Annotated in this window: 17 protein-coding genes and 2 pseudogenes; 12 read left to right on the top strand and 7 right to left on the bottom strand. The window is 61.9% G+C overall.

Going from position 1 to position 23,957, the window contains the following annotated elements; translation table 11 throughout:
• Positions 1–15: 15 nt before the first annotated feature.
• From HLH35_RS09685 to HLH35_RS09670, 4 genes are read right to left on the bottom strand one after another with little or no spacing between them, the layout of a single operon-like run.
• On the bottom strand, positions 16–1,173 hold the full coding sequence (locus tag HLH35_RS09685) for a glycosyltransferase family 2 protein (RefSeq protein ID WP_220790618.1): 1,158 nt from the start codon (positions 1,171–1,173) through the stop codon (positions 16–18).
• A gap of 40 nt (positions 1,174–1,213) precedes the next feature.
• Positions 1,214–2,221: a glycoside hydrolase family 5 protein gene (locus tag HLH35_RS09680; protein WP_246384994.1), complete on the bottom strand. Its 1,008-nt coding sequence runs from the start codon at positions 2,219–2,221 to the stop codon at positions 1,214–1,216.
• Positions 2,214–3,533, bottom strand: coding sequence for a polysaccharide polymerase (locus tag HLH35_RS09675; protein ID WP_246384993.1), 1,320 nt, complete (start codon positions 3,531–3,533; stop codon positions 2,214–2,216). Before HLH35_RS09675 ends, HLH35_RS09680 begins: the two co-directional genes overlap by 8 nt.
• Complete coding sequence (locus HLH35_RS09670; RefSeq protein WP_182968869.1) at positions 3,530–4,726, bottom strand: acyltransferase family protein; 1,197 nt, start codon at positions 4,724–4,726, stop codon at positions 3,530–3,532. The genes HLH35_RS09675 and HLH35_RS09670 overlap by 4 nt, the downstream gene beginning before the upstream one ends.
• A 604-nt stretch (positions 4,727–5,330) precedes the next feature.
• On the opposite strand from HLH35_RS09670, the gene HLH35_RS09665 reads away from it, so the two are divergent.
• The 10 genes from HLH35_RS09665 to HLH35_RS09620 all read left to right on the top strand — a co-directional run bounded on the left by HLH35_RS09665 (position 5,331) and on the right by HLH35_RS09620 (position 18,268).
• Positions 5,331–6,380, top strand: coding sequence for a GumK N-terminal domain-containing glycosyltransferase (locus HLH35_RS09665; RefSeq protein WP_338029326.1), 1,050 nt, complete (start codon positions 5,331–5,333; stop codon positions 6,378–6,380).
• A gap of 169 nt (positions 6,381–6,549) precedes the next feature.
• A complete protein-coding gene (locus HLH35_RS09660) occupies positions 6,550–7,713 on the top strand; it encodes a glycosyltransferase (protein ID WP_246374463.1) in 1,164 nt (387 codons plus the stop codon).
• Positions 7,710–8,732 carry a glycosyltransferase family 2 protein gene (locus HLH35_RS09655; protein ID WP_182978940.1) on the top strand — a complete coding sequence of 341 codons (1,023 nt, stop codon included), beginning with the start codon at positions 7,710–7,712 and terminating at the stop codon, positions 8,730–8,732. Before HLH35_RS09660 ends, HLH35_RS09655 begins: the two co-directional genes overlap by 4 nt.
• A 28-nt stretch (positions 8,733–8,760) precedes the next feature.
• Positions 8,761–10,086: a UDP-glucose dehydrogenase family protein gene (locus tag HLH35_RS09650; RefSeq protein ID WP_182968873.1), complete on the top strand. Its 1,326-nt coding sequence runs from the start codon at positions 8,761–8,763 to the stop codon at positions 10,084–10,086.
• Between the two features lie 452 nt (positions 10,087–10,538).
• Positions 10,539–12,035 carry an exopolysaccharide biosynthesis polyprenyl glycosylphosphotransferase gene (locus HLH35_RS09645; protein WP_182968874.1) on the top strand — a complete coding sequence of 499 codons (1,497 nt, stop codon included), beginning with the start codon at positions 10,539–10,541 and terminating at the stop codon, positions 12,033–12,035.
• Positions 12,025–12,870 (top strand): WecB/TagA/CpsF family glycosyltransferase, encoded by an 846-nt coding sequence (locus HLH35_RS09640; protein WP_246384992.1) that lies wholly within the window; start codon positions 12,025–12,027, stop codon positions 12,868–12,870. Before HLH35_RS09645 ends, HLH35_RS09640 begins: the two co-directional genes overlap by 11 nt.
• Positions 12,867–15,110, top strand: a complete 2,244-nt coding sequence (locus HLH35_RS09635; RefSeq protein WP_246374466.1) for a GumC family protein — start codon at positions 12,867–12,869, stop codon at positions 15,108–15,110. The genes HLH35_RS09640 and HLH35_RS09635 overlap by 4 nt, the downstream gene beginning before the upstream one ends.
• Before the next feature lie 10 nt (positions 15,111–15,120).
• Positions 15,121–16,290 carry a glycosyltransferase family 4 protein gene (locus tag HLH35_RS09630; protein ID WP_182978939.1) on the top strand — a complete coding sequence of 390 codons (1,170 nt, stop codon included), beginning with the start codon at positions 15,121–15,123 and terminating at the stop codon, positions 16,288–16,290.
• Positions 16,290–17,621 carry an outer membrane beta-barrel protein gene (locus HLH35_RS09625; RefSeq protein WP_182978938.1) on the top strand — a complete coding sequence of 444 codons (1,332 nt, stop codon included), beginning with the start codon at positions 16,290–16,292 and terminating at the stop codon, positions 17,619–17,621. Before HLH35_RS09630 ends, HLH35_RS09625 begins: the two co-directional genes overlap by 1 nt.
• Before the next feature lie 29 nt (positions 17,622–17,650).
• The gene (locus HLH35_RS09620; RefSeq protein WP_246384991.1) at positions 17,651–18,268 is read left to right on the top strand and encodes a polysaccharide biosynthesis/export family protein; all 618 of its coding nucleotides are present in this window, start codon (positions 17,651–17,653) and stop codon (positions 18,266–18,268) included.
• A gap of 29 nt (positions 18,269–18,297) precedes the next feature.
• Here HLH35_RS09620 and HLH35_RS09615 read toward each other — a convergent pair.
• Positions 18,298–18,707 (bottom strand): annotated as a pseudogene (locus HLH35_RS09615) (integrase core domain-containing protein); the annotation flags it as partial.
• A 645-nt stretch (positions 18,708–19,352) separates the two neighbouring features.
• Here HLH35_RS09615 and HLH35_RS09610 point away from each other — a divergent pair.
• Positions 19,353–20,284 (top strand): annotated as a pseudogene (locus tag HLH35_RS09610) (IS481 family transposase).
• Between the two features lie 30 nt (positions 20,285–20,314).
• Here HLH35_RS09610 and HLH35_RS09605 read toward each other — a convergent pair.
• Positions 20,315–21,077, bottom strand: a protein-coding gene (locus tag HLH35_RS09605) for an IS5 family transposase (protein ID WP_182978937.1) whose coding sequence is annotated in 2 segments (ribosomal slippage) — positions 20,315–20,756 and positions 20,755–21,077 — 765 coding nt in all. Because the reading frame shifts where the segments join, the coding sequence is not laid out codon by codon here.
• Between the two features lie 428 nt (positions 21,078–21,505).
• Between HLH35_RS09605 and HLH35_RS09600 the strand changes: the two genes are divergently transcribed.
• The gene (locus HLH35_RS09600; protein ID WP_182978936.1) at positions 21,506–22,474 is read left to right on the top strand and encodes a ketopantoate reductase family protein; all 969 of its coding nucleotides are present in this window, start codon (positions 21,506–21,508) and stop codon (positions 22,472–22,474) included.
• Positions 22,475–22,511: 37 nt separating this feature from the next.
• Here the strand turns inward: HLH35_RS09600 and HLH35_RS09595 are convergent, their stop codons facing one another.
• A complete protein-coding gene (locus HLH35_RS09595; protein WP_182978935.1) occupies positions 22,512–23,852 on the bottom strand; it encodes a CapA family protein in 1,341 nt (446 codons plus the stop codon).
• Positions 23,853–23,957 lie beyond the last annotated feature (105 nt).

Here is a 23,957-nt window from a genome sequence, read left to right as displayed (position 1 = left end):
GCCGCGATCACGCCGTCAGGCCGGCTGGGCACGGCCGGCCAGACGCTTGAACATCTCCCGCACCCCCTGAGGCAAAATCAGCCGGAACGAGATACGCCCCAGCAGCACCGGATAGCGCGCGGGCGCCACCAGCCCCAGTGCATCGCCGAAGCGCCCGCGAATGGCCAGCCGCGTCGCTGTTCCCATCAGATGATCCGCCATCTCCGCCCGATTTTCCGCCCGGATCGAGATGGAGGGATCCCGCAGCGCGCGGCGGATGAAGCCGCAATCCGTGCTATCCAGTTCAAACGGACGGTAGAAAGCCAGCGCGACCAGCTTCATCCCCATGGCCAGCGCCAGCCAGGACCGTTCGTCCGCGCTCAGGACTGCCGCACCCGCATGCAGAAAATCCTCCAGCGAAACCGCCTGCGCGCAACGCCGCAATTCATCCGCGGAAAAGGCCAGGTCGGGCTGCCTCGCCCGGCGCCGGCGGGCAGACACCGCCGCCATCTGCGACCAGAACGCCATCGACCGCCCATTGCGGATCGAGGCGCTGGAAATACTGTTCGCATGCACCCGGTACGAACCGAAATCTTCCGGAAGGTTCAGCATGGTTCCGACTTCTTGCAGGCGCCAGCACAGGTCGCTGTCCTCCGCCACCGCCAGACTGCGATAGCCCCCTACCCGGTCGAACGCCGCGCGCCGCATCATCAGGAAAGGCTGGGGCAGATAGGGCTCGCGCGCCGGCAGCCAGGACGGATCGGCCCGGTCTATCCGGGGGGCGCGTACCCTGTCGCCCGTCGGACGCCCGTGGGCATCGATATGCCGGCCGCTACCGGACAGGGCGATGCAATCCAGATGCGCCGTCATGTATCCGACCTGCCGCTCGAGACGGTCGGGCGCTGCCAGATCGTCAGCATCCAGCCGGGCAATAAACGGCGCGCGACACAGCGATAGCCCATGGTTCAGCGCGGCTGTGATACCGCCATTCGGCTGCGTCAAAACCACGATCCGCGGGTCCTGCGACGCCAGCTCGGCCAGTATCCGGCCTGTCTCGTCGGTCGAACCGTCATCGACGACAACGATGCGGATCGTGGCGATGGTCTGGCCGCGCAGGCTGTCGATGGCCTCGCGGATGGTCGCTTCCGCATTATAGGCCGGGATCAGGATATCGATCAGGGAATCGGCCACCATGTTGCTCCTTTCCTGCTCCGCTCTATTTCTGATGCGCCGGTCATCCCTCATGGTGGTTCAGATGCCGTTCCAGAACCTGCATCTGCGGCCGATCCTGCCCGTCGCGCGTCGGTTCCAGCGTGTACATGTATTCGCCCCATAGCGGACCAGCTGCCCAGTAGGTCCAGCCACGCCAGACCGACTGATTCACCGCGAGATAGGCGGCGACCTTCTCCAGCACATCAAGGCATGCCGCATTCCGCCCCACGCCGAATTCCCCCAGGAAACCGACATTGCCTGTCTGGTGCAGCCATGCCGTAAAGGATGTCAGGCGCCCGATCGCCTGCTCTGCCGGGACGCACTCAGCACTCCGGCCACTACTGTCCCTGTCGAAATATTCATGCACCTCGAAAATCAGAGCATGGGCCGGGTCTTTCAACGCCGCCATATCCGGCCCGTTCTGCGTTGCAAACCCATGCGCGGAATCCCAGCCGATGCCCGACACCAGAATCGGATTCCTGGCCCCGGCGCTCCGGATGCCCAGGATCGCCTGCTGGGTGATGTCGCGCCACTGGCGGGCCGATTGCTGCTGCGGTTCGTTCATCAGGCCGAACCAGATATCGTGCCTGTCATGCAGCGTCGCGCCCAGACGCGTCCACAGGTCGCGGAAATCGTCTGCCGAGACCGTGTCTCCCCCGATCAGTTTCCCGCGATAACGGCCGTAATCGTGGACGTCGAGGATCACGGTCCCCCCCACAGCCCGAACCTGGTCGGCGAAGGCTTGGATGCGCTTCATGTAATCGGCATCCGGCGCCGCGCCAGGCGTGGGCTGCAACCTTTCCCACAGGACCGACAGGCGAAAGATGTTCATGCCCTTGTCGTGGAAATACGTCACCTCGCCTTGCTTGGGAAACAGGTAATCATAGCCATAGCGACCGGGAATCTTGTTCGAGGAATAGGCTGCCCCTGCCAGGTTTACGCCCTTGTATTCCTGTGCCTGTGCCGGCACCGTCCGGCCGGCGGCGGACAAAGCCAGCATGGCCGGGAAGAAGATCATCAGACTACGCATGGGATTTTCCATATCGTCTGGTCAGGGACGGCACGGCCATGCCGGCCGGCACCCGGATCATGCGGGGTCGGATACGCAGGGCTGCTGGCCCCATCGCATCGGTGACGCCATAAAGGAACCACAGCAACGCTGCCGTCTTGATCGTGAAGACCGAGGCCCCGATGCACAATGATGTCGCGAAGTAGACCGAGATCATGGTCTTCATCGTCGCGCCTTCGGGCGTGCGGGACGGGTGAAACGCGAACAGGCCCAGATAGAACAGGGTCAGGACCGCCCCCAGATTGTTCAGTACATAGGCGTAACCGGTATCCAGGGTGTACACCTGCGACGGTGCCAGCCCGAACCACTGGCCGAGACCCCAGTAATCCAGCAGCCGGCCCGAAAAGATCAGCCGACCGGCCAAATCGTCTTTGATGATGGCCGGCAGGACGCCGGGCAATTCATGCATCGTGCCCACGAGCGTCAGCAGCGTCCCGATAAGGATCGGGAAAAGAAACGCCGCCAGTGCCGACCGGCGAAACGGGCTGACCCGCACCAGCAGCATCAACAGGCAGCACCCCGAAGCAAAACGAGAATCCGCCAGCACAAAGCACAGCACGGCCAGGGCGTACATCACCACGCAGCGCTGACCCGGCTGGTTGCGCGACACGCTGAGGCACCACGCGAACAGCACGGCCGAAAAATTCCCCAGCGAATCCGGCTCCAGAAAGATCGAAGAGACGCGATGCGGTCCGAAAATCGACTGGAAGAAAGTGCGACTGGCCCCCGCGCCCCGATTGCCGCTGAGAAACAGGTTGGTATTGCTGTAATTGACCGTGTCCTTGGCGATCACGCCCTTCTGCACATAATAGTCCCATATATTGAAGAGACTGGCATAGATGTTCGTAAAGACCAGTTCGACGAACCCCACCACCAGCACCAGGACGATCAGGATCCGAATCGTCGACCAGGCGGTTCGCTCGCTGGCCATGCGACCGAGCATATAGAAGATGTACATGATGCCGACATCATGCAGAATCTTCACGCTGAGGGCCGGATTGACCAGCCGGGCCCCGACCACGAAGCCCGTCGTCAGCGCCATGAGCCACAGAGCGGTACGGTCGATCCTTTGCCGGATCAGATACAGACCGGCCGCCAGGATCGTGATTTCAACCACGGCAATCTGTGAATTTCCAACCAGCATCCAGTGCCGGCTGGAGAGGAAGCATAACACCAGGTTGAACATCGCTGCCGCGATGACCAGGTACATTCCTCCCAGGCGCCCCTCGGCCGCGACGGCCGCCCGTCCGGCCCCGATATGACCCGCCCTCATCCGTCACGCTCGGCGCAGGCGGCGACCGGCGTTGCCAGCGCGACCTCCCCGCCCCGCCCGGCGGTCTGCGGCCTTGCGCGATCCGGCAGGCGGCTCGCGAGGAGACGGCCCAGATTATGCAGGGGCAGTTCCACCAGGTGGTAGGTCACACTCGATACCGCCAGCGTCACGCAGATGGTGCCCAGCGCCAGAACCGTCTGTGTCACGTCCGGATCGGACAGCAGCGGACGCAGCCCCACATGGCCCTGCATCAGGTCGAACAGCAGCAGCAGGATCGGCAGATGCAGCAGATAGACGCTGTAGGACAGTTCTCCCATCCATATCGTGACCCGGTGCGTCAGCACCCCGTACGACCGTCCCGATGCATAGAGGTCGCGCACGATCACAAAGGCGGCCAACGTCTCGATAACGTCATAAATCTGTTCGGGCACCGCATGGCCTCCCAGCGCCAGCCGGTCGTACAGCAGCACGATCGTCGCCACCAGCGGCAAGGCTGGCGATGCTGCCCATGCCGGAGACGGCAGCATGGGGATCAGGGCCCCGAGCGCGAAAGCAAGTCCGAAATTCAGCCCGATCTCCGAGGGCATAGGCACCAGCGCCAGCATGATGAAACCCGCCAGGGCCCAGGGCCGTGCCACGCGGTTGCGCATCAGGAACAGGACAACGGGAAAGAGCACCGAAAAGATCAGTTCGACCCGCAGCGACCACATGGGGCCGTTATAACGGGTATAGGCCCCCGCAAGCGCCAGGCCCACATGCACGGGCGAAACCGGCGCGTGCAGGTTGCGCGACAGCCAGTCGACGAAGACTTCCACCTCCATCGTGCTGCGCACATGTAGCATCACCATGACGGCGACCAGCACCGACACCCACAGCAGCGGATAGATGCGAAAGAGCCGTTTGATATAGAATCTCGCCAGTACCGCCCCGTCGAAGCGCCCGACCCGTTGCAGCGACAGCGACAGCACACAGCCGCTAAGCACAAAGAACAGCAGGACCGCGGCCTGGGCGTTGAAGAGATAGGTGACCAGATCATGCGCCGCCCGTCCCCACGGCCCGCGCGTCACCGGATCATATCGGATGACCTGGATGACATGCCCGACCAGTACCACCAGGCAGGCAATCCCGCGCAGCGAGGTCAGTTGCAGGAGATAGGATCGTTCCGATCGTGCTTCGAACAGATGGTCCGACATGCGACTTTCCTCCCCCCGCTGGCGAATTCCGGCCACGCCGTCATGACATCGATGCCGACGGGGCTCCGACCGCATGAGACAACATTGAGACAAGCGGACATATACCTGCCCGGGCGGGAGGAATGGGCCGTTTTTATGACCTGGCGACTGAAACGCCTGATAATCTGTGTATTTCCTGTAAGAATCCGGAAAGCCAGCCACCGTTCGGCAGGCATGGCCGATCGCTTTGACTCAAACCTATCCTCGTCCAACGCGGCGTTGCAAGCAATAAGAGATGCCAATACCAGCATTTTTCGCATTCTCGCAACAAGACGCTCCCCGTCTTCGCAAAAACACGATCCTGCCAGAAATCCGCCTTATTTGACCCCCGATTAGAAGCACACGTTTTCGAACGAAGGATCTTCATTCGTCTTGCAATCCGAACATTTCTCCCCTACAGATTCGGGCTGCCATGCGCCGGACCAGCATAAAGCGCCTGGCTTTGATCCCAAATCGGTAATGCATTCTTCACGACGTTGTCCGTAATAACGACGAGGCAGGTAGTGGCATGGCCGGCTCATTGGTTATATCGGTGCACGACTATCGTTCGCGACGAAAAGCGAGCGTGCATTTCATCACATCCGAACTGGCCAAGCGCGGCCGGACGCGGTTCTTTTCCATCGGCCTCAGCCGCCTGTCCGAGCATCGCGGCGACACCAGGGCCGATCTCGCATCCTGCGCAAATCGTGTGGAAACTATCGACGGCGTTGAGTGTTTCCTATGGCGGACCGCCTGGCACCCTTTCAACATTCGCCGCCAGGCGCTGGCTCCTGTCGAAGAAACATTGTTCTGGTTTTACCGCCACCTGATTCCAAGGATTCCAAAGCAGTGGCTGAGCGACGCCGACACGGTCTTCATAGAATCCGGTATGGCACCGGTATTCATCGAGGATGTACGACGGTTGAACCCCAATGCGCGCATCGTCTACCTGGCCTCGGACGACCTGGATGTCATTGATTGTGCCGAGACCATCAAGCGACGGTTCCGGGCCAATTTCGACAGTATCGATACTGTGCGCCTGCCCTCACGCCTGTTGCGCCAGGGCATGCCGCATGAGCGCAACGCCTACTATATTCCGCACGGTATCGACCGTGCCATCGCCGAACGTATCTATCCCGATCCCTATGACAACCGGCGTTGCGGCATATCGATGGGGTCCATGCTGTTCGATGCGTCATTTTTCACCATCGCTGCCGAGGAATTTCCCGATGTCGATTTTCATGTCATCGGGGCAGGCAAGGCAGCGGACGGCCTGAAGGCGCCCAATATCATCATCCACGCGGAAATGCCGTTCGCGGAGACCCTGCCCTATGTCCAGCATGCGGCGTTCGGCATCGCGCCGTACCTGGATCGCGGCACGCCTCGCTACCTGATCGACACATCCCTGAAGCTCCGTCAATTCGGTCTGTTCGGCATTCCAGCGGTCTGCCCGGAATTCGCCTTGGGCGACCAGCCGGGACGTTGCGGCTACGTACCGGGAGACCGCGCCTCCATCCGGCGCGCTATCCAGGACGCCTTGTCCCATGACGAGCCCATCCAGCCCCAGATGCTGGCCTGGCATGAAGTCGTGGATCGTATCATGACGCCCGACATCTACGCCGATACCAGACTCTAGAATCGTTTCGCCTTCATTTATCTCATTTTTTCCGATCTCTGCGCCTTCAGTGGGCAGACATGTGGAAATCGCCCTCGTCACGCTGCCGACGGCCGGAAGCATGAACGCCATGCCCTGTCCAGCAGAAACATGGAAGCGGAGGACAACGATGTTACAACGGACAGGCACGATGACAGAGGCTCCGACCGTCGGAATCTATCGGACCGAGCTTCTGCCACTGTCCGAAACCTTCGTGCGCGACCAATCGCTGGCGCTACGGCGCTGGAATCCTATCATGATCGGCGAACGGCTGATCGACCGCCTGCCGCTGGACGGCCTGTCCGCCAGGGCGGCCTATCGCGGCCCCGCCACCCTGCCCCAGCGGCTGCGCAGCCTGGCGGCCCGCACGCTTGATCGCGCTCCACCGGGCCTGACCCGCATCGCACGGCATGTGCGCCCGGCGCTGATCCACGCCCATTTCGGTTTTGACGGGGTCGAAGCCTGGCATCTGGCCCAGCGACTGTCCGTCCCGCTGCTGGTGACTCTGCACGGGTCGGACATTACCACCCACATGGACTGGTTCGCGGCCGGCCGGAGCGGCAGGCGCTGGAAGCGCTATCCCCACCGTCTGCACAGGTTGGCACACCAACCGAGCGTCAGCTTCGTCGCCGTCTCCGGCCATATCCGGGAGGCGGCGATCACCGTCGGCCTGCCTGCCGCGCGGATCCACATCCGTCACATCGGCATCGATCCGGCCCGTTTCGTGCCCGGCGACACCCCGCCCGGCGACCGGGCACCGACGATCCTGTTCCTGGGCCGACTGGTCGAGAAAAAAGGCTGTCGTTTCCTGATCGAGGCCTTCCGTACCCTGCGTCAGACGATGCCCGCAGCCCGCCTGATCATTGCGGGAGACGGTCCCGAACGCCCCGCCCTGGAAACGATGGCGGCATCGCTGGACGGCATCACGTTCCTTGGCGCTGTTCCGCGCGATCGGGTGCTGGCGTTGATGGGCCAGGCCCGCGTGTTCTGCCTGCCCAGCGTGACGGCCGCCAGCGGCGACGCCGAGGGGCTGCCTCTGGTGCTGCTGGAGGCCCAGGCCAGCGGCCTGCCGGTCGTCACGTCGGCCCGTGGCGGCGTGACGGAAGGGATCGTCGACGGCGAAACCGGCTTCGCCTTTGGCGAGCGGGATGTCGCGGCCCTGACCAGGCATCTGGAAACGCTGCTGCGCGACGACATGCTGGCCGACCGGATGGGGGCGGCCGGGCGGCGGTTTGTCCGCACCCATCACGACATCCGGCACTGCACGGCCGCGCTGGAGGATCTGTACGACCAGCTCGTGAGGATCGACGCATGACCGGCACCTTCTCCGTCCTCATCCCGGTCTACAACGCCGCGGGTTTCGTGGAGAGGGCTGTGGAATCGGTCGTGGCGCAACGTCTGCCGGCCACCGAAATCCTGGTCATCGACGATTGCTCGACCGATACGACTTGCGCGGTGGTCGAAGAGTTGGCGCGGCGCCATCCCACTATCCGCCTGTTACGCACCGAGCGCAATGGCGGCCCGGCGGCCGCCCGCAACGCCGGCATTGCGCAGGCCGCCGGCGACTGGATCGCCATCCTGGATGCCGACGATGCCTATGCACCGGATCGGCTGGACGCCGTGGCGAACGCATTGGCGCACGATCCGGCCATCGATATCGTGGCCGACGACCTGCTCTATTACGACGCGGCGGCCCGGCGGGTAACCGGCCGGGCGATGGGCCCCGGCGTCGCCTCGGCGGGTGTTATCACGGTGAGCGACTATCTGGCCCATAATCTGGCCGATGGACAGGGCCTGGACTGGGGGCTGCTCAAGCCGGTCATCCGGCGCGAAATCCTGATCCGCTCGGGTATCCGCTATCCTGCAGACCAGCGCCACGGCGAGGATTTCACCTTCATGGTGCGTCTGTTGCTGCATGGCGCGCGGCTGCAGATACTGGATTCCGCCCATTATCTTTACACCCAGCGCGAAGGGGCGATCAGCCGCCGGGCATCGGGCATGACACGTACCACCATTGCCTACGACGCCCTGGCCCGATCGGCGCTCGATCTAGCCGGCGACCCGGCTGTGGACGGCGCCCCGGACCTGGCCGCCCTGCTGCGTCGGCGGGCCGAGGGCCTGCGGCGCCTGGATGACGCGCATTTCTTTTCCCAGGCGGTTCGACGCGGCGCGGTCGGCGCCCTGGCGGCGCGGGCGCTGCGGCATCCGTCGTTCGTACCGCGCATGGGGTGGCAAGTCGCCCGGGCGATGCGACGCCGGGTCCTGCAGTGGCGTGCGGCACGCGCCGGAACGGTGCCCCTTCCGTCCGATCGGCAGGGAATGTCCCCGTCGTGAACCAGACCCTGTACCAGAGGAGTTGACCATGCAGATCGCAATGATTGGTGGCGGTTATGTCGGCCTCGTATCCGGTGCCTGCTTTGCCGAATTCGGCACCGACGTCGCCATCGTCGAAACCGACCCGGTTCGTCTGGCGGCCCTGCGCGAAGGCCGGATCCCGATTTACGAGCCGGGACTGGACAAGCTGGTGGCAGACAACGTGGCAGCGGGACGCCTGACTTTTGGCGACGATATCGAGCAGGCTGTCCAGGCGGCCGAGGCGATCTTCATTGCAGTCGGCACACCCAGCCGTCGCGGCGACGGGCATGCCGACCTGCGATATGTCTATGCGGCGGCCGAACAGATTGCCAAGAGCATGAAGAATTATGCAGTCGTCGTCACAAAGTCGACCGTGCCGGTGGGTACCGGCCGGCAGGTGGCGGAGTTGATCCGCCGCGTCCGGCCCGAACTGGATTTCGATGTCGCCTCGAACCCGGAATTCCTGCGTGAAGGCAATGCGATCGGTGATTTCATGCGTCCCGACCGTGTGGTTATCGGCACCGACACCACCAAGCCGGGCGGCACGCAGCGCGCCATGGAGGTCATGCGTCAGCTTTACCGACCGCTCTACCTGATCGAGGCGCCCGTCCTGTTCACCAGCCTGGAAACGGCAGAACTGGTGAAATATGCGGCCAATTCCTTCCTGGCGATGAAGGTGACCTTCATCAATGAAATCGCCGACCTGTGCGAACGGGTAGGGGCGGAGGTACATGACGTGGCACGCGGCATCGGACTCGACAATCGGATCGGTCGCAAATTTCTCCATCCCGGCCCGGGTTTCGGTGGATCGTGCTTCCCCAAGGACACACTGGCATTGACCCGTATCGCTCAGGATGCCGGATCGCCCATGCGGTTGATCGAGACGACCATCGATATCAACGACAGGCGAAAGATCCATATGGCGGAACGCGTCATCGCCGCCAATGGCGGTTCCGTGGCGAACACGACGATCGGCGTTCTGGGCCTGACTTTCAAACACCAGACCGATGACATGCGTGAGGCTTCGTCGATTCCTATCCTGCGCCGCCTGGCGGAAGAAGGCGCACACCTGCGGGCGTTCGATCCGGCCGGCATGCAGTCAGCCCGCTCCGTGCTGCCCAAGACCTTACAGTATTGCGAGGACGCGCTGGATGCCGCGACAGGGGCCGATATCCTGCTGGTGCTGACGGAATGGAATGAATTCCGCGCCCTGTCGCCGGCACGTCTGCGCAAGCTGATGAAGGGCGATGTCATCGTAGACCTGCGCAATATCTGGGAGCCCATGGCGATGCGGGAACTGGGCTTTCGCTACCAATCGGTCGGTCGCCCCTGATGCATCCGTTGCCGATTCAACACAAAACCACGGAACAAAAAAGGGTTTTTGATCAGATTCAAAAAAAGTCATAAAAAAACTAGACAAAAAAAATATTATCTCCTTATTCTTCCTTCGCGCCTCAGGCGCGCCACCTTCCCGGCCCGGAAGCGGACAGGTTTGGGCCGTTACACGTAACGTTGGGCATATCCATTAGGGTATAATGGATCTTTAAGATCCATCAATGGCATTTTATCGAAGAATCAATAGCAGGCGCCTCGCTTAGCCCAGGCCCCCCCGAAGACCGGGGCGGATTTTTCATGCCTCTACCTTGCGCGAACGTAGCATATAGCATTCCGATTACATCGCGATTTTCATCCACCATTATCTTAGAAAAGTCTTTTTTTAGACTCTAATGTTTATCGACCATAAGAACGGTTCCAAATCAACCACTTGTCCATGGAGGTCTTTGTATGAGCGAATCGTACGGCCCCTTGCAGGAGCCCCTCGGCCTTCCGGAACGCAGACTGCCCGTAATGGCCGCGCCTGCAATCACGGAACCGGATGCCTATCCTTATTATCATTCCGTCCTGTCCGGAATCATAACCAGCATAGACACTGCCGCGATCCTTGCATCCAGCCTGATGGCGGCATCGATCGAGCCCGCGATTATCCATCAGGACTGGCATAAGGCGTTACCGCTTGCCGACCTGATGTCCGGCCTTGGTTTCATGATGATACCCAAGAACAGGGTCCTGCTTTACGTTCCGACGGTACGCCAGCCCGCCACGCAACTGCACTATCTCGCCCCTCCACTGCTGATCGGCGCGCTGCTGCATATCGTCGTCCTGTCCATGCTGCGCCATCCGCTGGTGCTGTGCCTTGAACTTTCCATGGTATGGCTGCTTCTTTCATCAGCTGTTCTGTGCATGGTACGCATTTTCGAAATAGCCCTTCTGGGCAGCCCGGCCATCGCGCGGCAACTGGCCCGTGATATCGCGGTCGTCGGCAGCGATGAGACGGCCATCCGCTTCGCCGGCCGCATCGCCAACGAGGCCGGATCGACCTATCGCCTGGCCGGCGTGTTTGACGACCACGAAACCGCCGAGAATCCCCAGATCACCGACGGCACGCTGCTGGACCTGATCGCCCACAGTCGCGAAAACCCTCTGCATGCCATCGTTCTGGCCATCCCGCCTGCCGCCGATCCGGTCGAGCAGGTTGCCAAGATCAGCTGGCAACTGCGCAGCGTATTATCCGACGTCTACGTTGTGCCCAATACCGTTCATGGAATCGATGTCCTGCTGCCGATCGAACGGTTGGGCCCCTTCCCGCTGCTGGTGCTTCAGCGCCGCCCACTGTCAGACTGGCAGGTCGTCAAGAAAACGATCCTTGACGTGACGCTGGGCGCGATGGCGCTGCTGGCGTTGTCTCCGCTGATGATCGGCGCAGCGATCGCCATCAAGGCGACGTCGCCCGGTCCGGTATTCTTCAGGCAACCGCGCCTGGGCTTCAACAACCGGATGTTCATGATCTTCAAGTTCCGCACGATGTATACGGACATGTCGGACAAGATGGCGGCGCAGCAGACCGCGCGCGACGATCCGCGCGTCACGCCGGTCGGACGATGGCTACGCCGGCTGAGTATCGACGAACTACCGCAGTTGCTGAACGTGATGCGCGTCGAAATGTCACTGGTCGGCCCCCGTCCGCACGCCCCCCACACCCGTGCTGGCGGCATGCTGCTGGACGATGCGCTGGCGGAATATGTCATCCGTCATCAAGTCAGGCCCGGCATCACCGGCTGGGCGCAGGTCAACGGCGCGCGCGGCCAGTTGGTCACGCTGGACGATCTGCGCCGACGCGTCGCCCTGGACTTGGAATACATGCAGCGCTGGTCGCTGCGCTTCGACCTGAAGATCCTTGTTCTCACCGTAATACGGGAGGTACTCAGCCGCCATGCCTTCTGACATCCTGTCCGCACGGCACGAGGGGCCAATCCTCCACGCCGGATCGCCGCCATCCATGCACGCCTGCCTGACACCGTATGACAAGCTGCACGTCATGGGTCTGCGCCTGATGGATATTCCACGCCATGAACTTGCCATGCATGTGGCACAGGCCGCCTGTCGCCGCGCGCGAATGCTGGTCGTGAACGCCAATGCTCACTGCGTGGTCCTGGCGCAGCGTGCGCCCTGGCTGCGCGACCTGTTCGACCGTGCCGACATTGCCTTCTGCGACGGGGCGGGCGTGCAGCTAGCAGCGCTGTTCCTGATCGGCCGGCGCCCGCACCGTACCACGCCGCCCGAGTGGATCGGCCACGTCCTGCAGGAACTGGGGGCCGACGCCAGCATCTTCTGGCTGGGCGGGGAACAGTCGGTGGCCGAAGAAGCCGCCCGGGCTTTCGAGGCCCGCTACGGCGTACGAACCGCTGGCATCCGCAACGGCTTCTTCGACGCCACCGCTGGGTCGACGGATTCCGAGGATATCATCAGGCAGATCACTGCGGCCGGCCCGAACCTGATGCTGGTCAACATGGGCATGCCACGCCAGGAACGCTGGCTGCACGACAACTGGGACCGCCTACCGCCTACCGTCGCCATCACGGCCGGCGCCCTGGTCGACCACGCCGCCGGGCGCGTCCGGCGGCCACCGCGCTGGGTCGCCAACATGGGATTGGAATGGCTGGTACGCCTGTCCCGCGAACCGAAACGGTTGTGGCGTCGTTATCTTATCGGGTTGCCCATCTTCGGCTACCATGTCCTGCGTTGGCGCCTTCAACTGGAACGGAGGTCCACATCTTGACCGACCGAATCTTGACCAATCGCACCGATCTCTGGACCTCGATGGGATCGCCGTCCGGCATGAACGACTTCAGCACGGCCGACCATCTGGCCATGGCCCCTCCCGCGCGCGACGGTCGGGCCATCCTCCTGCACGGCATTCGTCTTGTCCGCCGCTATCGCACCCTGTTCCTGGCCGTCGGTGCCGGTACGTTCCTCGTGGGATGCGGCGTGACACTCTCGTTGAAGCGCACTTTCATGGCCACGGCGACTGTCGTGGTCTCTCCCGCGAGCATGGACCAGACCGCCCTTCCGAACGCCCAGCCGACGGACCGGCTTCAGGATGACGAACTGGCCACCCAGGCCGGGCTCCTGCAGTCGCGCGACGTGGCTGCCGCGGTATTGCGCTCCCTGCCTCCGCCCCCCGTACCACAGACCTTCAGCCTGCGCGGCGCGCTGTGCGTCCACACCCACCTGCTCTGCGCAAAGGCGGGCCCGGCCCATCCCGATTCAGTATTCCAGGCACAGATCGACCGGTTGCAGGCGGCTGTCATCGTCGCCCCGGGTGTGCGTTCACGCATCATCAGCATCAGCGTGAACGCCGCTGACGGACAGCGCGCGGCCGACCTGGCCAACAGCTTCGTCACCGAATACCAACAGATCGCGCTGGACACCCGGCGCGGCAACCTGAACCGCACCGCCGCCTGGGTCGACAACAGGACGGCCCAGTTGCGCGAACGCTGGCTGGAAGCCGCCACCAAAGCCAACATGTTCAATACCGCACATCATCTGACCAATACCGGCGACGATGCCGGAAACGGCCCATTGATCGACCGGCAGATATCAGAAACCGCGATCAGCCTGACCCAGGCCCAGAACCGCCTGGCCGCCGCCCAGGCGCGGGCCGACGCCCTGTCCCATGCCAACGCCGAGGGCGAAAGCCGCGCGCTGATCACCCTGGCCCAGCAACCGATCCTGGTGGCGGCAGCGAACACGCTGACGCAACTGGAAAGCACACGGATGCAGAAGGCCAGCACGATGGGCCCGCACCATCCCGAACTGGCCGGGCTGGACCGGCAGATCGCGGCGGCCCGGGTCAGCATGGCGCGGGAAACCAGTGCCGCCCTCGCCTCGATCGACGCCGAGGTCGCCTCGACCCGCGCCGAGGTCACGCGCCTGACCCGCAATCTGGACACGCTGCGCGAACAGGCCGGCACCCAGAGTTCTCCTCAGGCGGAATACCGCATGCTGGTGCAGGAGGCACAGAGCGCCCGCGAAGTCTACGAGGCCTTCCTGGGCCGCTCGAAGGAAATGGTCGATCGTGTCGAACTGCTGCAGCCCCCGGTGGCGTTCGTCTCGCACGCCACGGCCCCAGACGCCCCAACTTTTCCCAACCGCAAGAAACTGCTGATGGGCGTGGTCATCCTGTCCCTGGCGGCGGCGGGCGGTGCCGTATTCCTGCGCGACCTGCTGTCACCGGGCTTCGGCGAAATCGAGCAGTTGAGGGCCATGATCGGCATGCCGCTGCTGACCGCCATTCCCCGCGTACCCCGGCACGACGGGCGCATGATCCGTCGCCATGTCGTCGATGCGCCCTTCTCGCCAGCCAGCGAGGCCGTGCGCAGCCTGCTGGCGCAATTGTCATTATCCGCACCGATGACCGAACGGGGCCGGGTGGTGGCGATTACCTCGGCCTCGGCGGCCGAAGGCAAGAGTTCCCTGGCCTACTGGCTGGCAACACTGGCGCGGGCCGGCGGCCAGCCAGCCCTGGTCATCGATGGCGACCATCGAGAGAGCCGCCAGCGGCGCGATATCGCTCCGGTCCAGCGGGGTCTGAGCGAACTTCTGTCCGGCACGGCCTCGGTCGCCGACGTCGTGCAGCATGACACCGAAAGCGGCGTCGATTTCATCCCGGCTGGCGCGCCAGGCATGTTTTCGTTCGACACGGCCGAAATCGCCCGTCTGCGCAGCCTGCTGAAGGATATCGGGCGGTCGTACAACCTGATCATCATCGACAGCCCCGCGTTGCAGATCATGCCTGACGGGCTGGTTTACGGCGCGGTCGCCGATCAGACCGTATTCGTCTGCCGGTGGCTGCAAACGTCACGCACTGCCATCCTGTCGTCGCTCGAACAGCTGCGCTCATACGGGGCGCAGGTCGCGGGGGTCGTCGTATCGATGGCCGAGGATTCGGCCGCCGCCTTCCCCGGTTCGTCGCAGTACCTGCGGCATCGCCCCATTGCCCTTCCTTACGATTCGTGAGGGGATAAACTTGAAAATCCTGCATGTCGTCCGTCAGTTCAGCCCCTCGGTCGGGGGGCTGGAAGATTCGGTTCTGAGCCTTGCAAGAATCCAGCGCGACCTGCTGGGACTGGACGCCCGCGTGCTGACGCTGGACCGCCTCTTCGGCGAGACCGACCGCCTGCCGGCAAGCGACATCGTCCAGGGCGTACCGGTCCGGCGGATCGCCTGGCGGGGATCGTCGCGCTATCCCCTCGCGCCGAACGTCCTGCGGCACCTGGGCGATGCCACGATCGTCCACGTCCACGCCATCGATTTCTTCTTCGATTTCCTTGCCGCGACACGCTGGCTGCATCGCCGTACGCTCGTGGCGTCCACGCACGGAGGCTTCTTCCACACGCGGGCCCTGGGCGCGATCAAGGCAGTCTGGTTCCAGACACTGACACGCCTGTCGATCCGTGCGTACGAACGGATCGTGGCCTGCAGCTACAGTGACGCCCAGATGTTCGCACCGATCGCGGGCCGCCGCCTTCTGACAATCGAAAACGGGATCAACCAGCAGAAATTCCATGCCGCGTCGGCCGCCGACCCCACGCGTACCCTCATCAGCTTCGGCCGGTTCGCCCGCCACAAGCAGATCGACCTTCTGTTCCCCCTGCTCGCCCGCCTGCGCACATCCGGCGACGACTGGCGCCTGATCGTCGCCGGCCGCCCGGCCGACCAGTCCGAGGCCGATCTGGCCACCGCCGCCCGCGCCGCCGGGGTAACGGACGCGGTGCGCTTCGTCATCGCTCCGTCGGATGAGGAACTGAAAATCCTGTTCGGCCAGAGCAGCTATTACGCATGCCTGTCGCAGCATGAAGGCTTTGGCCTGGCGGCGGTCGAAGCCCAGTCCGCCGGGCTGATTCCTGTCCTGAGCGACATCGTGCCGTTCCGCCGCTTGGCCGACCAGACGCGCATCGGTATCGTACGACCAGCCGCAGATCTGGATGCTATCGCACACGACATTCTGGCGTTGCACGACAGCGGCGATGCCGCACTGCGCGCGCTGCGCAGCCACGCCATCGCAGAATCTTCCCGATATGACTGGAACGATGTCGCGCGACGCTATACAGAACTATACGGGGCCATTTACCCGGCATCGGGCCGTTCACCCGCGCACGTTCCGCTCGATGCCGTGCGGGAGGGCAATCCATCCTGATGCCCTCCCGCCTCGCCGAGATCATCCGGCGCCTGAGCCCTTTGGTCCCTCTGGCCGTCGCATCATGGAGCCATCCGGCACAGGCCCAGTTGATTGCACAATATTTTCCATCCGACCTGCCGGGATACGCATCGCCCGAACAGGCTGATTCCGTCGTCATGCACCAGTTGATGAGCCATCAGCCGGCCGGCATCCATGTGGGCGACTTCCTCGTGCGCCCCTCGGCCGCCCTCAGCGCCGGCTACAACACCAATACATTGGCGACGCCCCATACGCAGAGCCCGCAATTCGTCATGGATGGCGGACTGAAGGTCAATTCGGACTGGACACGCCATGCATTCGGCCTACTTGCCTCGGTCAGCGACCGGCGCTTCTCCCAGATCCCCATTGCGGACTATACCAACTGGACCATCGGCGCGGGCGGCTCGCTGTCGCTGGGGCAGGACACGCTGGCGCTGGGATATACCCATTACCAGCAGCATCTGTCCTCGATGGATCTGGGCAATTTCGGCGTTTCGCGCCCCGTGCCCTATTCCGCCGACGATGTGCGCCTGACCTATACCAAGCTGTTCGGCCGGTTCAGCGTGATTCCATCCGCAATCTACGAGAATTATTCCTTCGGCCGGGCGACCGGCGGCGGAATCGACACCGACTATGGCAGCCTGAGCCATCACCTCGAAACCGGCTCCCTGACCTCGCGTTTCGAGCTGTCGACCGGCAATTCCGCCGTGATGATCCTGCGCGGATCGGCCGCGCAATATCTGGCCACACAAGGCGAAACACCCAACGATTATGTCGATGGCGCAGCCTTCGCCGGTCTGGACCTGGATACAAATTCGGTCATCCGCTACCGCCTGCTGGCGGGCGGCGAAACGCGCCATTTCACCCGCAGCGCGGCACCGTCCGTCACCACTCCGACCTTCGAGATCGACACGATCTGGTCGCCGTCGCGCGCGGATACGGTCAGCATCTTTTTCTATCGCCGCATCCTCGATCCCGCATCGCCATTTGCGCGCAACCAGACGGTGACGGATGGACGCATCCAGCTCGACCACGAACTGCGCCGGAACGTCTTTCTGCGCGGCTTCGCCGAAGGCGGCATGAGCCAGACCGGCCGCACGGTACCGGGCACCCGCTCACGCACGCAGACCCTGTTCAAGTTCGGCGTTTCGGCCAACTGGGTGATCAACCGCTACGTCACGGCCGACCTGTCCTTCAACCATGTCAACAACTACTCTCATGGCGGCCTGCCGATGGACACGCTGTATGCCGGACGCAAATCGACCTTTGCCAGCAATTACGTCGCGCTGGGCGTCAGCTTTGCCGAATAACTCCAGATATCCGCCAACGGAGAAAGACCATGACCGCCGCAACAGCCCACCTGCCCTATGCTTGCCGCATGTTTTCTCGGCGGGTCCATCCATTGGGCGCCTGCACGTTGGCGACGCTGCTCGCCCTTCTGGCCGGCTGCGCGCCCGGAAGCAACCTGCCGCCCCTGCCGCCTCCGACCAACACAGCCTACCGCCTGGGGGCGGGGGATCAATTGCGGGTCCTGACCTATAACGAGCTACAGCTCAGCAACACATTTACTGTGGGCGATAACGGACAGATTGCATTTCCGCTGATCGGCACGATTCCAGCCATGGGATTGACCACAAACCAGTTGGAGACCGACATTGCCGGTCGGTTGGCCAGCAAGGGAATCCTCAATCACCCTAGTATATCAGTAGAAGTTACGCAATATCGACCGATTTTTGTGCTGGGCGAAGTGAGCCATCCAGGCCAATACCCTTATATACCAGGCATGACAACGCTCAGCGCCGTGGCTTTGGCAGGCGGCTATACCTATCGCGCCATTACCGGCTATGCTGGGGCGGTACGGAATAACGGCGATAGCCAGACTGTGGAAGGTCAACTGAAGCGCGACTCTCTTCTACAGCCGGGCGATGTCATCACTATCTACGAACGATATTTCTGAGCAAAATGTGACCCTCCCCCTATGTGCCCTCAGTTCTGAGTTAGGGTCTGTGGGTTGCTGTATGCCTTGTTGGCGTGTTGAGCGAAAGCCTCGGGCGTCATGCCATTGAGGCTGGTGCGGGGCCTGATGGCGTTGTAGTCGGCCCGCCAGGCGTCGATGATCGAGCAGGCATGGCCGAGATTGCGGAACAGGTGCTCGTACTCGTTGAGGCATCCGCCACGGAACCGGCCGTTGAATCTCTCGACGAACCCGGTCTGCTGCGGCTTGCCCAGGGCGACATAGTGCCACAGCACCAACCGCTTTTCCTGCCTATGCCAGGATGGCGTTCGAGGTCATCTCGGTGCCGTTGTCGCTGACGATCATCAGTGGCCAGCCGCGATATCCCCCGATCCGGTCAAACATCGCGGCCGAGCCATTCGCCTGACAACGCCGTATCGGCCGCGCGTATAGCCGTTCAACCATGCACCCCAAGAAAAACCCCACGAACCTGTTGGTTTCGTGTGGTTTTATGTGTTCGGTATGGTTGCGGGGGCTCGCAAGCGCCGATTCCCACATTCACTGCAGGCGGCAATATAATTTAGCAATATCAGTTTCTTAACATCTCAACTCACAGCAAATGCTCGGCTCACCTGCGCGGAGCCCCCCCTGGCCGAAGGGAACGGCCATTCATAGGCCTGCACGTCCTCTGCATTCGAGCCGCTCATCCAGAGCGGAATATCGTTGCGCACGTGCAGCACGCGCTAGACATTAATGCGATCCTCACGTTCAAAATAGAACACGAGGTCAGAGTAATCTTTCACGCGACATACCCATAGTCCCGGCAAATCCAGCTCATAGGCATAGCGGAGCAATCACACACCCGGCAATAAAAGTCCAGATGGATCAAATATTATTTAGCCATGATACGCGGAACCATTGTCCAATCTATCAGAGCATTAAAGCGACAAGACATATTTTCCTCTCCCCAGACAGGCAGAACAGCACATAGGGTGAAAGATCGTTAGTCAGTTCATGGTCGGTTGCCTAGGTGTTTAGTCCCGGGTTTTGTTGGTGCAATCTTTTCGCGAGAGTGGAAGGAAGCACTATGGGCCAGGTTCACCACGGGAGCGCCACGACGACAGCGGCAGTCCGTCGAGCGATACAGCATAGTCAAGAGAGCCTGAGGGCTCTGGCGAAGCGCTACGGGATCAACCCGAAGACAGTCGCCAAATGGAAGGGCCGGAGCGATCCGTCGGATCGACGCACCGGCCCGAAGGTAGCTTCTTCAACGGTTCTGTCGATCGAGGAAGAAGCGATCGTCTTGGCGTTCCGCCGCCATACCTTGCTGCCCCTGGACGACTGCCTTTACGCGCTACAGGCGACAATCCCACACCTGACGCGCTCTTCACTGCATCGCTGCCTTCAGCGTCACGGCATCTCCCGTCTGCCCGATACCGAAGGCGACAAGCCCAGGCGGTCGAAATTCAAAACTTGCCCGATCGGCTACTTTCACATCGATATCGCCGAGGTGCAGACGGCAGAGGGCAAACTGCGCCTATTTGTCGCCATCGATCGGACCAGTAAGTTCGCCTATGTCGAGCTTCATCAGCAAGCGGGCAAAATGGTCGCAGCGGAGTTCCTTCGACGCCTGATCGAGACCGTTCCCTATGAAATCCATACGATACTGACCGACAATGGCATCCAGTTCACCAATCGGGCCTGCGACACGTATGCCTTCCACCACATCTTCGATCGGGTCTGTGACGAAAACGATATCGAGCACCGTTTGACGAAGGTGAAGCATCCCTGGACGAGAATGGTCAGGTCGAGAGGATGAACCGCACGATCAAGGACGCGACCGTCAAGCGCTTCTACTACGAAACGCATGGCCAGTTGCGCCAGCATCTCGCAAACTTCGTTGCCGCCTACAATTTCGCTCGCAGACTCAAGACCCTGCGGGGGCTCACCCCATACGAATTTATTTGCCAGCAGTGGGAAAAAGAACCATCACGATTCATACAAAATCCGCACCATTAAAACCCGGGACTAAACACCTAGAGCGTCGACTCATAAACACCGACACCAGCTTCTCGCTGCAACGAGCTTTACAGCGGCGAGATAGTTTTCGGGATGCTTGTCGTATCGGGTTGCGATACCTCGGAACTGTTTGATCTTGTTGAAGAAGCGTTCCACGAGGTTCCTCTGGCGATAGACCCAGCGTGAGAAGGTGGAGCTTTCCTTGCGATTGGCCTTTGGCGGGATGTTGGCCCAAGCCTTTCGGGCCGCTGCCTTGGCGCGAATGGCATTGCTGTCATATCCCTTGTCGGCCAGCAGGATGTCTCCCTCTTCCAGATTGTCGGTCAGCGCATCGGCCTCGGTGCAATCGGCGACTTGACCGCCTGTCAGGCGGAGGCTGACGGGACGACCTTCCGCGTCGACGAGCGCATGGATCTTGCTGGTGAGGCCGCCGCGGGAACGGCCCATGCGGCCATCGTTTCCATCCCCTTTTTCCCGTGGCCGCGTGCTGGTGAACGCGAACACAGGTCGAATCGATCATGACGATGTCACCATCGTAAGCCGCTGCAACGGCTTCAAGAAGCTGATCCCAGACCCCGGCTTTTCGCCAGCGGACGAAACGGTTGTAGCAGGTGGTCGGCGGGCCATAGCGTTCGGGGATTTCTACCCAGGGCGAACCTGTCCGAAAGCGCCAAAGGATGCCGTTCAGCACGCGGCGATCATCGACGCGGGGAACGCCACGCGGCTTGTTGGGCAGCAACGGCGACAGGATAGACCATTCGCGGTCGGTGAGTTCGTAGCGGCGGCACGTCATCAAGGCTCCCTCAGTCCGAAGCCTTGAATCACGCGGGCCGCTAAACACCAACAATTTTTATGAGTTCACGGCCTAGCCCGATACCGAACCCGCCGTCACCGCGCCATAGCAGCATGGGGCATGTAGCCGGGCACAGCCTGCAATGGTATCAACGTCGAATCGCATCGGCGGTCTCAATGCGACCATTGCGTGGCACGAACCGACAGCGTGGTCGCAAAGCCGACCGGCTACTCTACATTCTCGACCAAGAAAGGCGGATAGAGACGACACAGGCGGGATCCTTCAAGTGGTCCCACATTGCGTTGGCCAGTGCATCACTGGCCGTCGTTTCAGCGGCATGATTTTCAATGGCAGTCATTCTCAGATCTACTAGAAATTGCAGACAATTATTTGTATATCTTTACGTCTTCAGCGGATATGGGACGATTATGCACGAACGAATTGCTGTCATTGGCGCGGGTGCGCTGGGATCCCTTTTCGCGGGGCGCATCGCCGCTAGCGGCCGAGAGGTGGTGACGATCGACATCGACCTCGCCAGGCTCTCGGAAATTGAGCGGCATGGAATTCGTTGGCGCGAAAACGGCATCGAGCGACATGCTCGCCCCAAGGCGGCATCGGCTCGAAACATTGACGGGCCGATCAATATCTTTCTGTTCACGACCAAGGCAACCGCCCTGCCCGCCGCGATACGGAGCGTCAAACATCTCGCGGCGGATGATTCGACCGCCATCAGCTTTTCCAATGGCTTGAGACATGAAACGACTCTGATGAGCCTGTCTGGCGACACGACCCCGCTGCTGGCCGTGACGGACGTGTCCGCCGACCTTGTCGCCGGTATCATCGAAACACACGGCAGGGGGACGATCTGGATTGGCGGCGTTGACGCATCGTCGCGACGGGCCGTCGCTACCGCGACGGAACTATTGAGACACGCACGCTTTACGGTGGAACCGCAGGACGATCCGCGCCCGTCAATATGGGAAAAGGCGGCGTTCAATGCAGCCCTCAACGCCACCGCCACCATCGCGGGGAAGCCTGTCGGATTCCTCGACAATGCATCCGGGCGCTGGATTTTCGACGCGGTCGCGCGCGAGGTCGTCAGTGTCGCCAACGCGCTCGGCATCAATGCACGCCTGTCCACGGTTCTGGAACGTGTCGACCACGCCCTCTCCGCCCAGGGAGATCATCGGCCATCCATGCTCCAGGATCGTGACGCCGGTCGTCCGACCGAGATCGAAGCCATCAACGGTGCGATCGTCGAGATGGCGGGCAAGGTCAATATAGATGTTCCCGTAACCAGGACTCTCGCCAATCTCGTCCGGATCCTGGAACCGACTCAACAGGCACGCGGTCTTTCGGCAGGTATATGCGAGGGTGACGCGTCCATTCGAGTATGACGTTGACGAGACCATGGAGGAGGAACGGGCGAAGCCCTTACCGCTGATCGTGGTGGTCGGCCCGCGCTCCCCAAGCCGACAGCGTGCCGGACCCTGTTGAATCGTAACGTGCCCCCAACCTTATCGTAGCGGAGGCACCGTCGATCCGCATCACCGTTCCGAAGGGTTCCGAGAGGCGGGCCAGACGTTCAAGAATATAGCGTGCATGAGTACCAGCCGCCGGTGCGGGCATGCCGCGCATGGCCAGATAACGGTCGCCATCGTCCCGCCCCTTATTGACATCAATAGGGCGAAACGTGACGGAGTGAAGCGTCCTGCCTTTGAATTCGACCGAGGCAATAACGCTTTCCCAACACATCGTCTCCTCGAAGCGTGGCGGGGTCGCAGGAAGTTGGAAAATGAAATTCCCGAGATCGTACAGGATGACGGAGCCATTATAGATTTCGACCCCGTGGAGAAGCGGAGCACCATGCATGACCACGACGTTCGCACCGGCATCGACCTCTCTGTGCGCCCAACGTTTAACCCATTCGGGCGGGACAAGCCGTTCCGGCAGTTGCTCGTTCATCATCATCAGAAAGTCAGCCGACGAAGGGAATATATGATTATGATGATACGCGACGACGATATCGGCATGTTTCGCAGCTTCGCGGATACGGTTCAGGATGCGTTGCTGATCGCCCATATCAGGACTGCCATTGCCTTCCACGCGCAGTTCGTTGACCCCGGCGCGGCCTGGTGCGGCCGCCGCGCCCCGAGCAATCAAGCCCGACGCCATCGCGACGAGTCCAACGGTGCCATGCGGCGTCGTCAGATAGGCTGGTGCTTCCGCATCGTGCAGATTTTCGCCGACTCCCGCATGGACTATTTCGACTGACGTCATCTTCCGAAGCGTGTTCTCGATTCCGCGCGTCCGCAGATCCCACGAATGATTGTTTGCCAGAGATATGAGATTGAACCCCAGCGACCGGAGGGCGTCGACTGCCTGGGGAGGGGCTGAAAATGAGGGCGCGTTGAACCCTTTGCCCGTTTCGCCGCCCTCGCCCACCGTGGTCTCGAAGTTCGTAAAGACCGCGTCAGCCTTCAACATCGGTTCTATCGCCGGACCTGTGGAAGGCGACGTCACGCGGATATCCGAGCGGATCAGCGACTGCCCCGTCAGCACGATGCTGAGGGTGCGCGCCGGATCGGGCCTGCTCGCGCCGATGGCGACATGGGTTCCCGGCAGAACAGCGGCGACCAGCCCCAGAAAGACAGGGACGACACGTAACCGTGCCGCGCCTCCGGAAGCGGAACTCTTCGAGACGTCGGCATCGGATCGATGGGCGCCGGACCCAGCTCGTGCATGTCGGCACGACAGAAATGAGCGGAAATGCATGCTGCGCCTCTTTCCCGACATATAGGGCAAAGCGTCCGCGGCGCGGTTCTGTCGGACGCGATATTCTCTCCGTCTACGGTTCGGCAGGCACTGCGAAGAGTGCCG

Source organism: Gluconacetobacter asukensis (genome assembly GCF_014174375.1).
In the GTDB taxonomy this organism is placed as follows: Bacteria; Pseudomonadota; Alphaproteobacteria; order Acetobacterales; family Acetobacteraceae; genus Gluconacetobacter; species Gluconacetobacter asukensis.
The sequence above is the reverse complement of the archived record's forward strand: the minus strand, read 5'-3'. Positions and strand labels throughout refer to the sequence as shown.

Bases quoted from the DNA above. Each gene is read 5' to 3' on its own strand.
- HLH35_RS09595 (WP_182978935.1), bottom strand. From the start codon at position 23,852: ATGCATTTCCGCTCATTTCTGTCGTGCCGACATGCACGAGCTGGGTCC.
- HLH35_RS09660 (WP_246374463.1), top strand. From the start codon at position 6,550: ATGACAGAGGCTCCGACCGTCGGAATCTATCGGACCGAGCTTCTGCCA.
- HLH35_RS09620 (WP_246384991.1), top strand. From the start codon at position 17,651: ATGACCGCCGCAACAGCCCACCTGCCCTATGCTTGCCGCATGTTTTCT.
- HLH35_RS09670 (WP_182968869.1), bottom strand. From the start codon at position 4,726: ATGTCGGACCATCTGTTCGAAGCACGATCGGAACGATCCTATCTCCTG.
- HLH35_RS09600 (WP_182978936.1), top strand. From the start codon at position 21,506: ATGCACGAACGAATTGCTGTCATTGGCGCGGGTGCGCTGGGATCCCTT.
- HLH35_RS09645 (WP_182968874.1), top strand. From the start codon at position 10,539: ATGAGCGAATCGTACGGCCCCTTGCAGGAGCCCCTCGGCCTTCCGGAA.
- HLH35_RS09640 (WP_246384992.1), top strand. From the start codon at position 12,025: ATGCCTTCTGACATCCTGTCCGCACGGCACGAGGGGCCAATCCTCCAC.
- HLH35_RS09675 (WP_246384993.1), bottom strand. From the start codon at position 3,533: ATGAGGGCGGGTCATATCGGGGCCGGACGGGCGGCCGTCGCGGCCGAG.
- HLH35_RS09625 (WP_182978938.1), top strand. From the start codon at position 16,290: ATGCCCTCCCGCCTCGCCGAGATCATCCGGCGCCTGAGCCCTTTGGTC.
- HLH35_RS09685 (WP_220790618.1), bottom strand. From the start codon at position 1,173: ATGGTGGCCGATTCCCTGATCGATATCCTGATCCCGGCCTATAATGCG.
- HLH35_RS09650 (WP_182968873.1), top strand. From the start codon at position 8,761: ATGCAGATCGCAATGATTGGTGGCGGTTATGTCGGCCTCGTATCCGGT.
- HLH35_RS09680 (WP_246384994.1), bottom strand. From the start codon at position 2,221: ATGCGTAGTCTGATGATCTTCTTCCCGGCCATGCTGGCTTTGTCCGCC.
- HLH35_RS09655 (WP_182978940.1), top strand. From the start codon at position 7,710: ATGACCGGCACCTTCTCCGTCCTCATCCCGGTCTACAACGCCGCGGGT.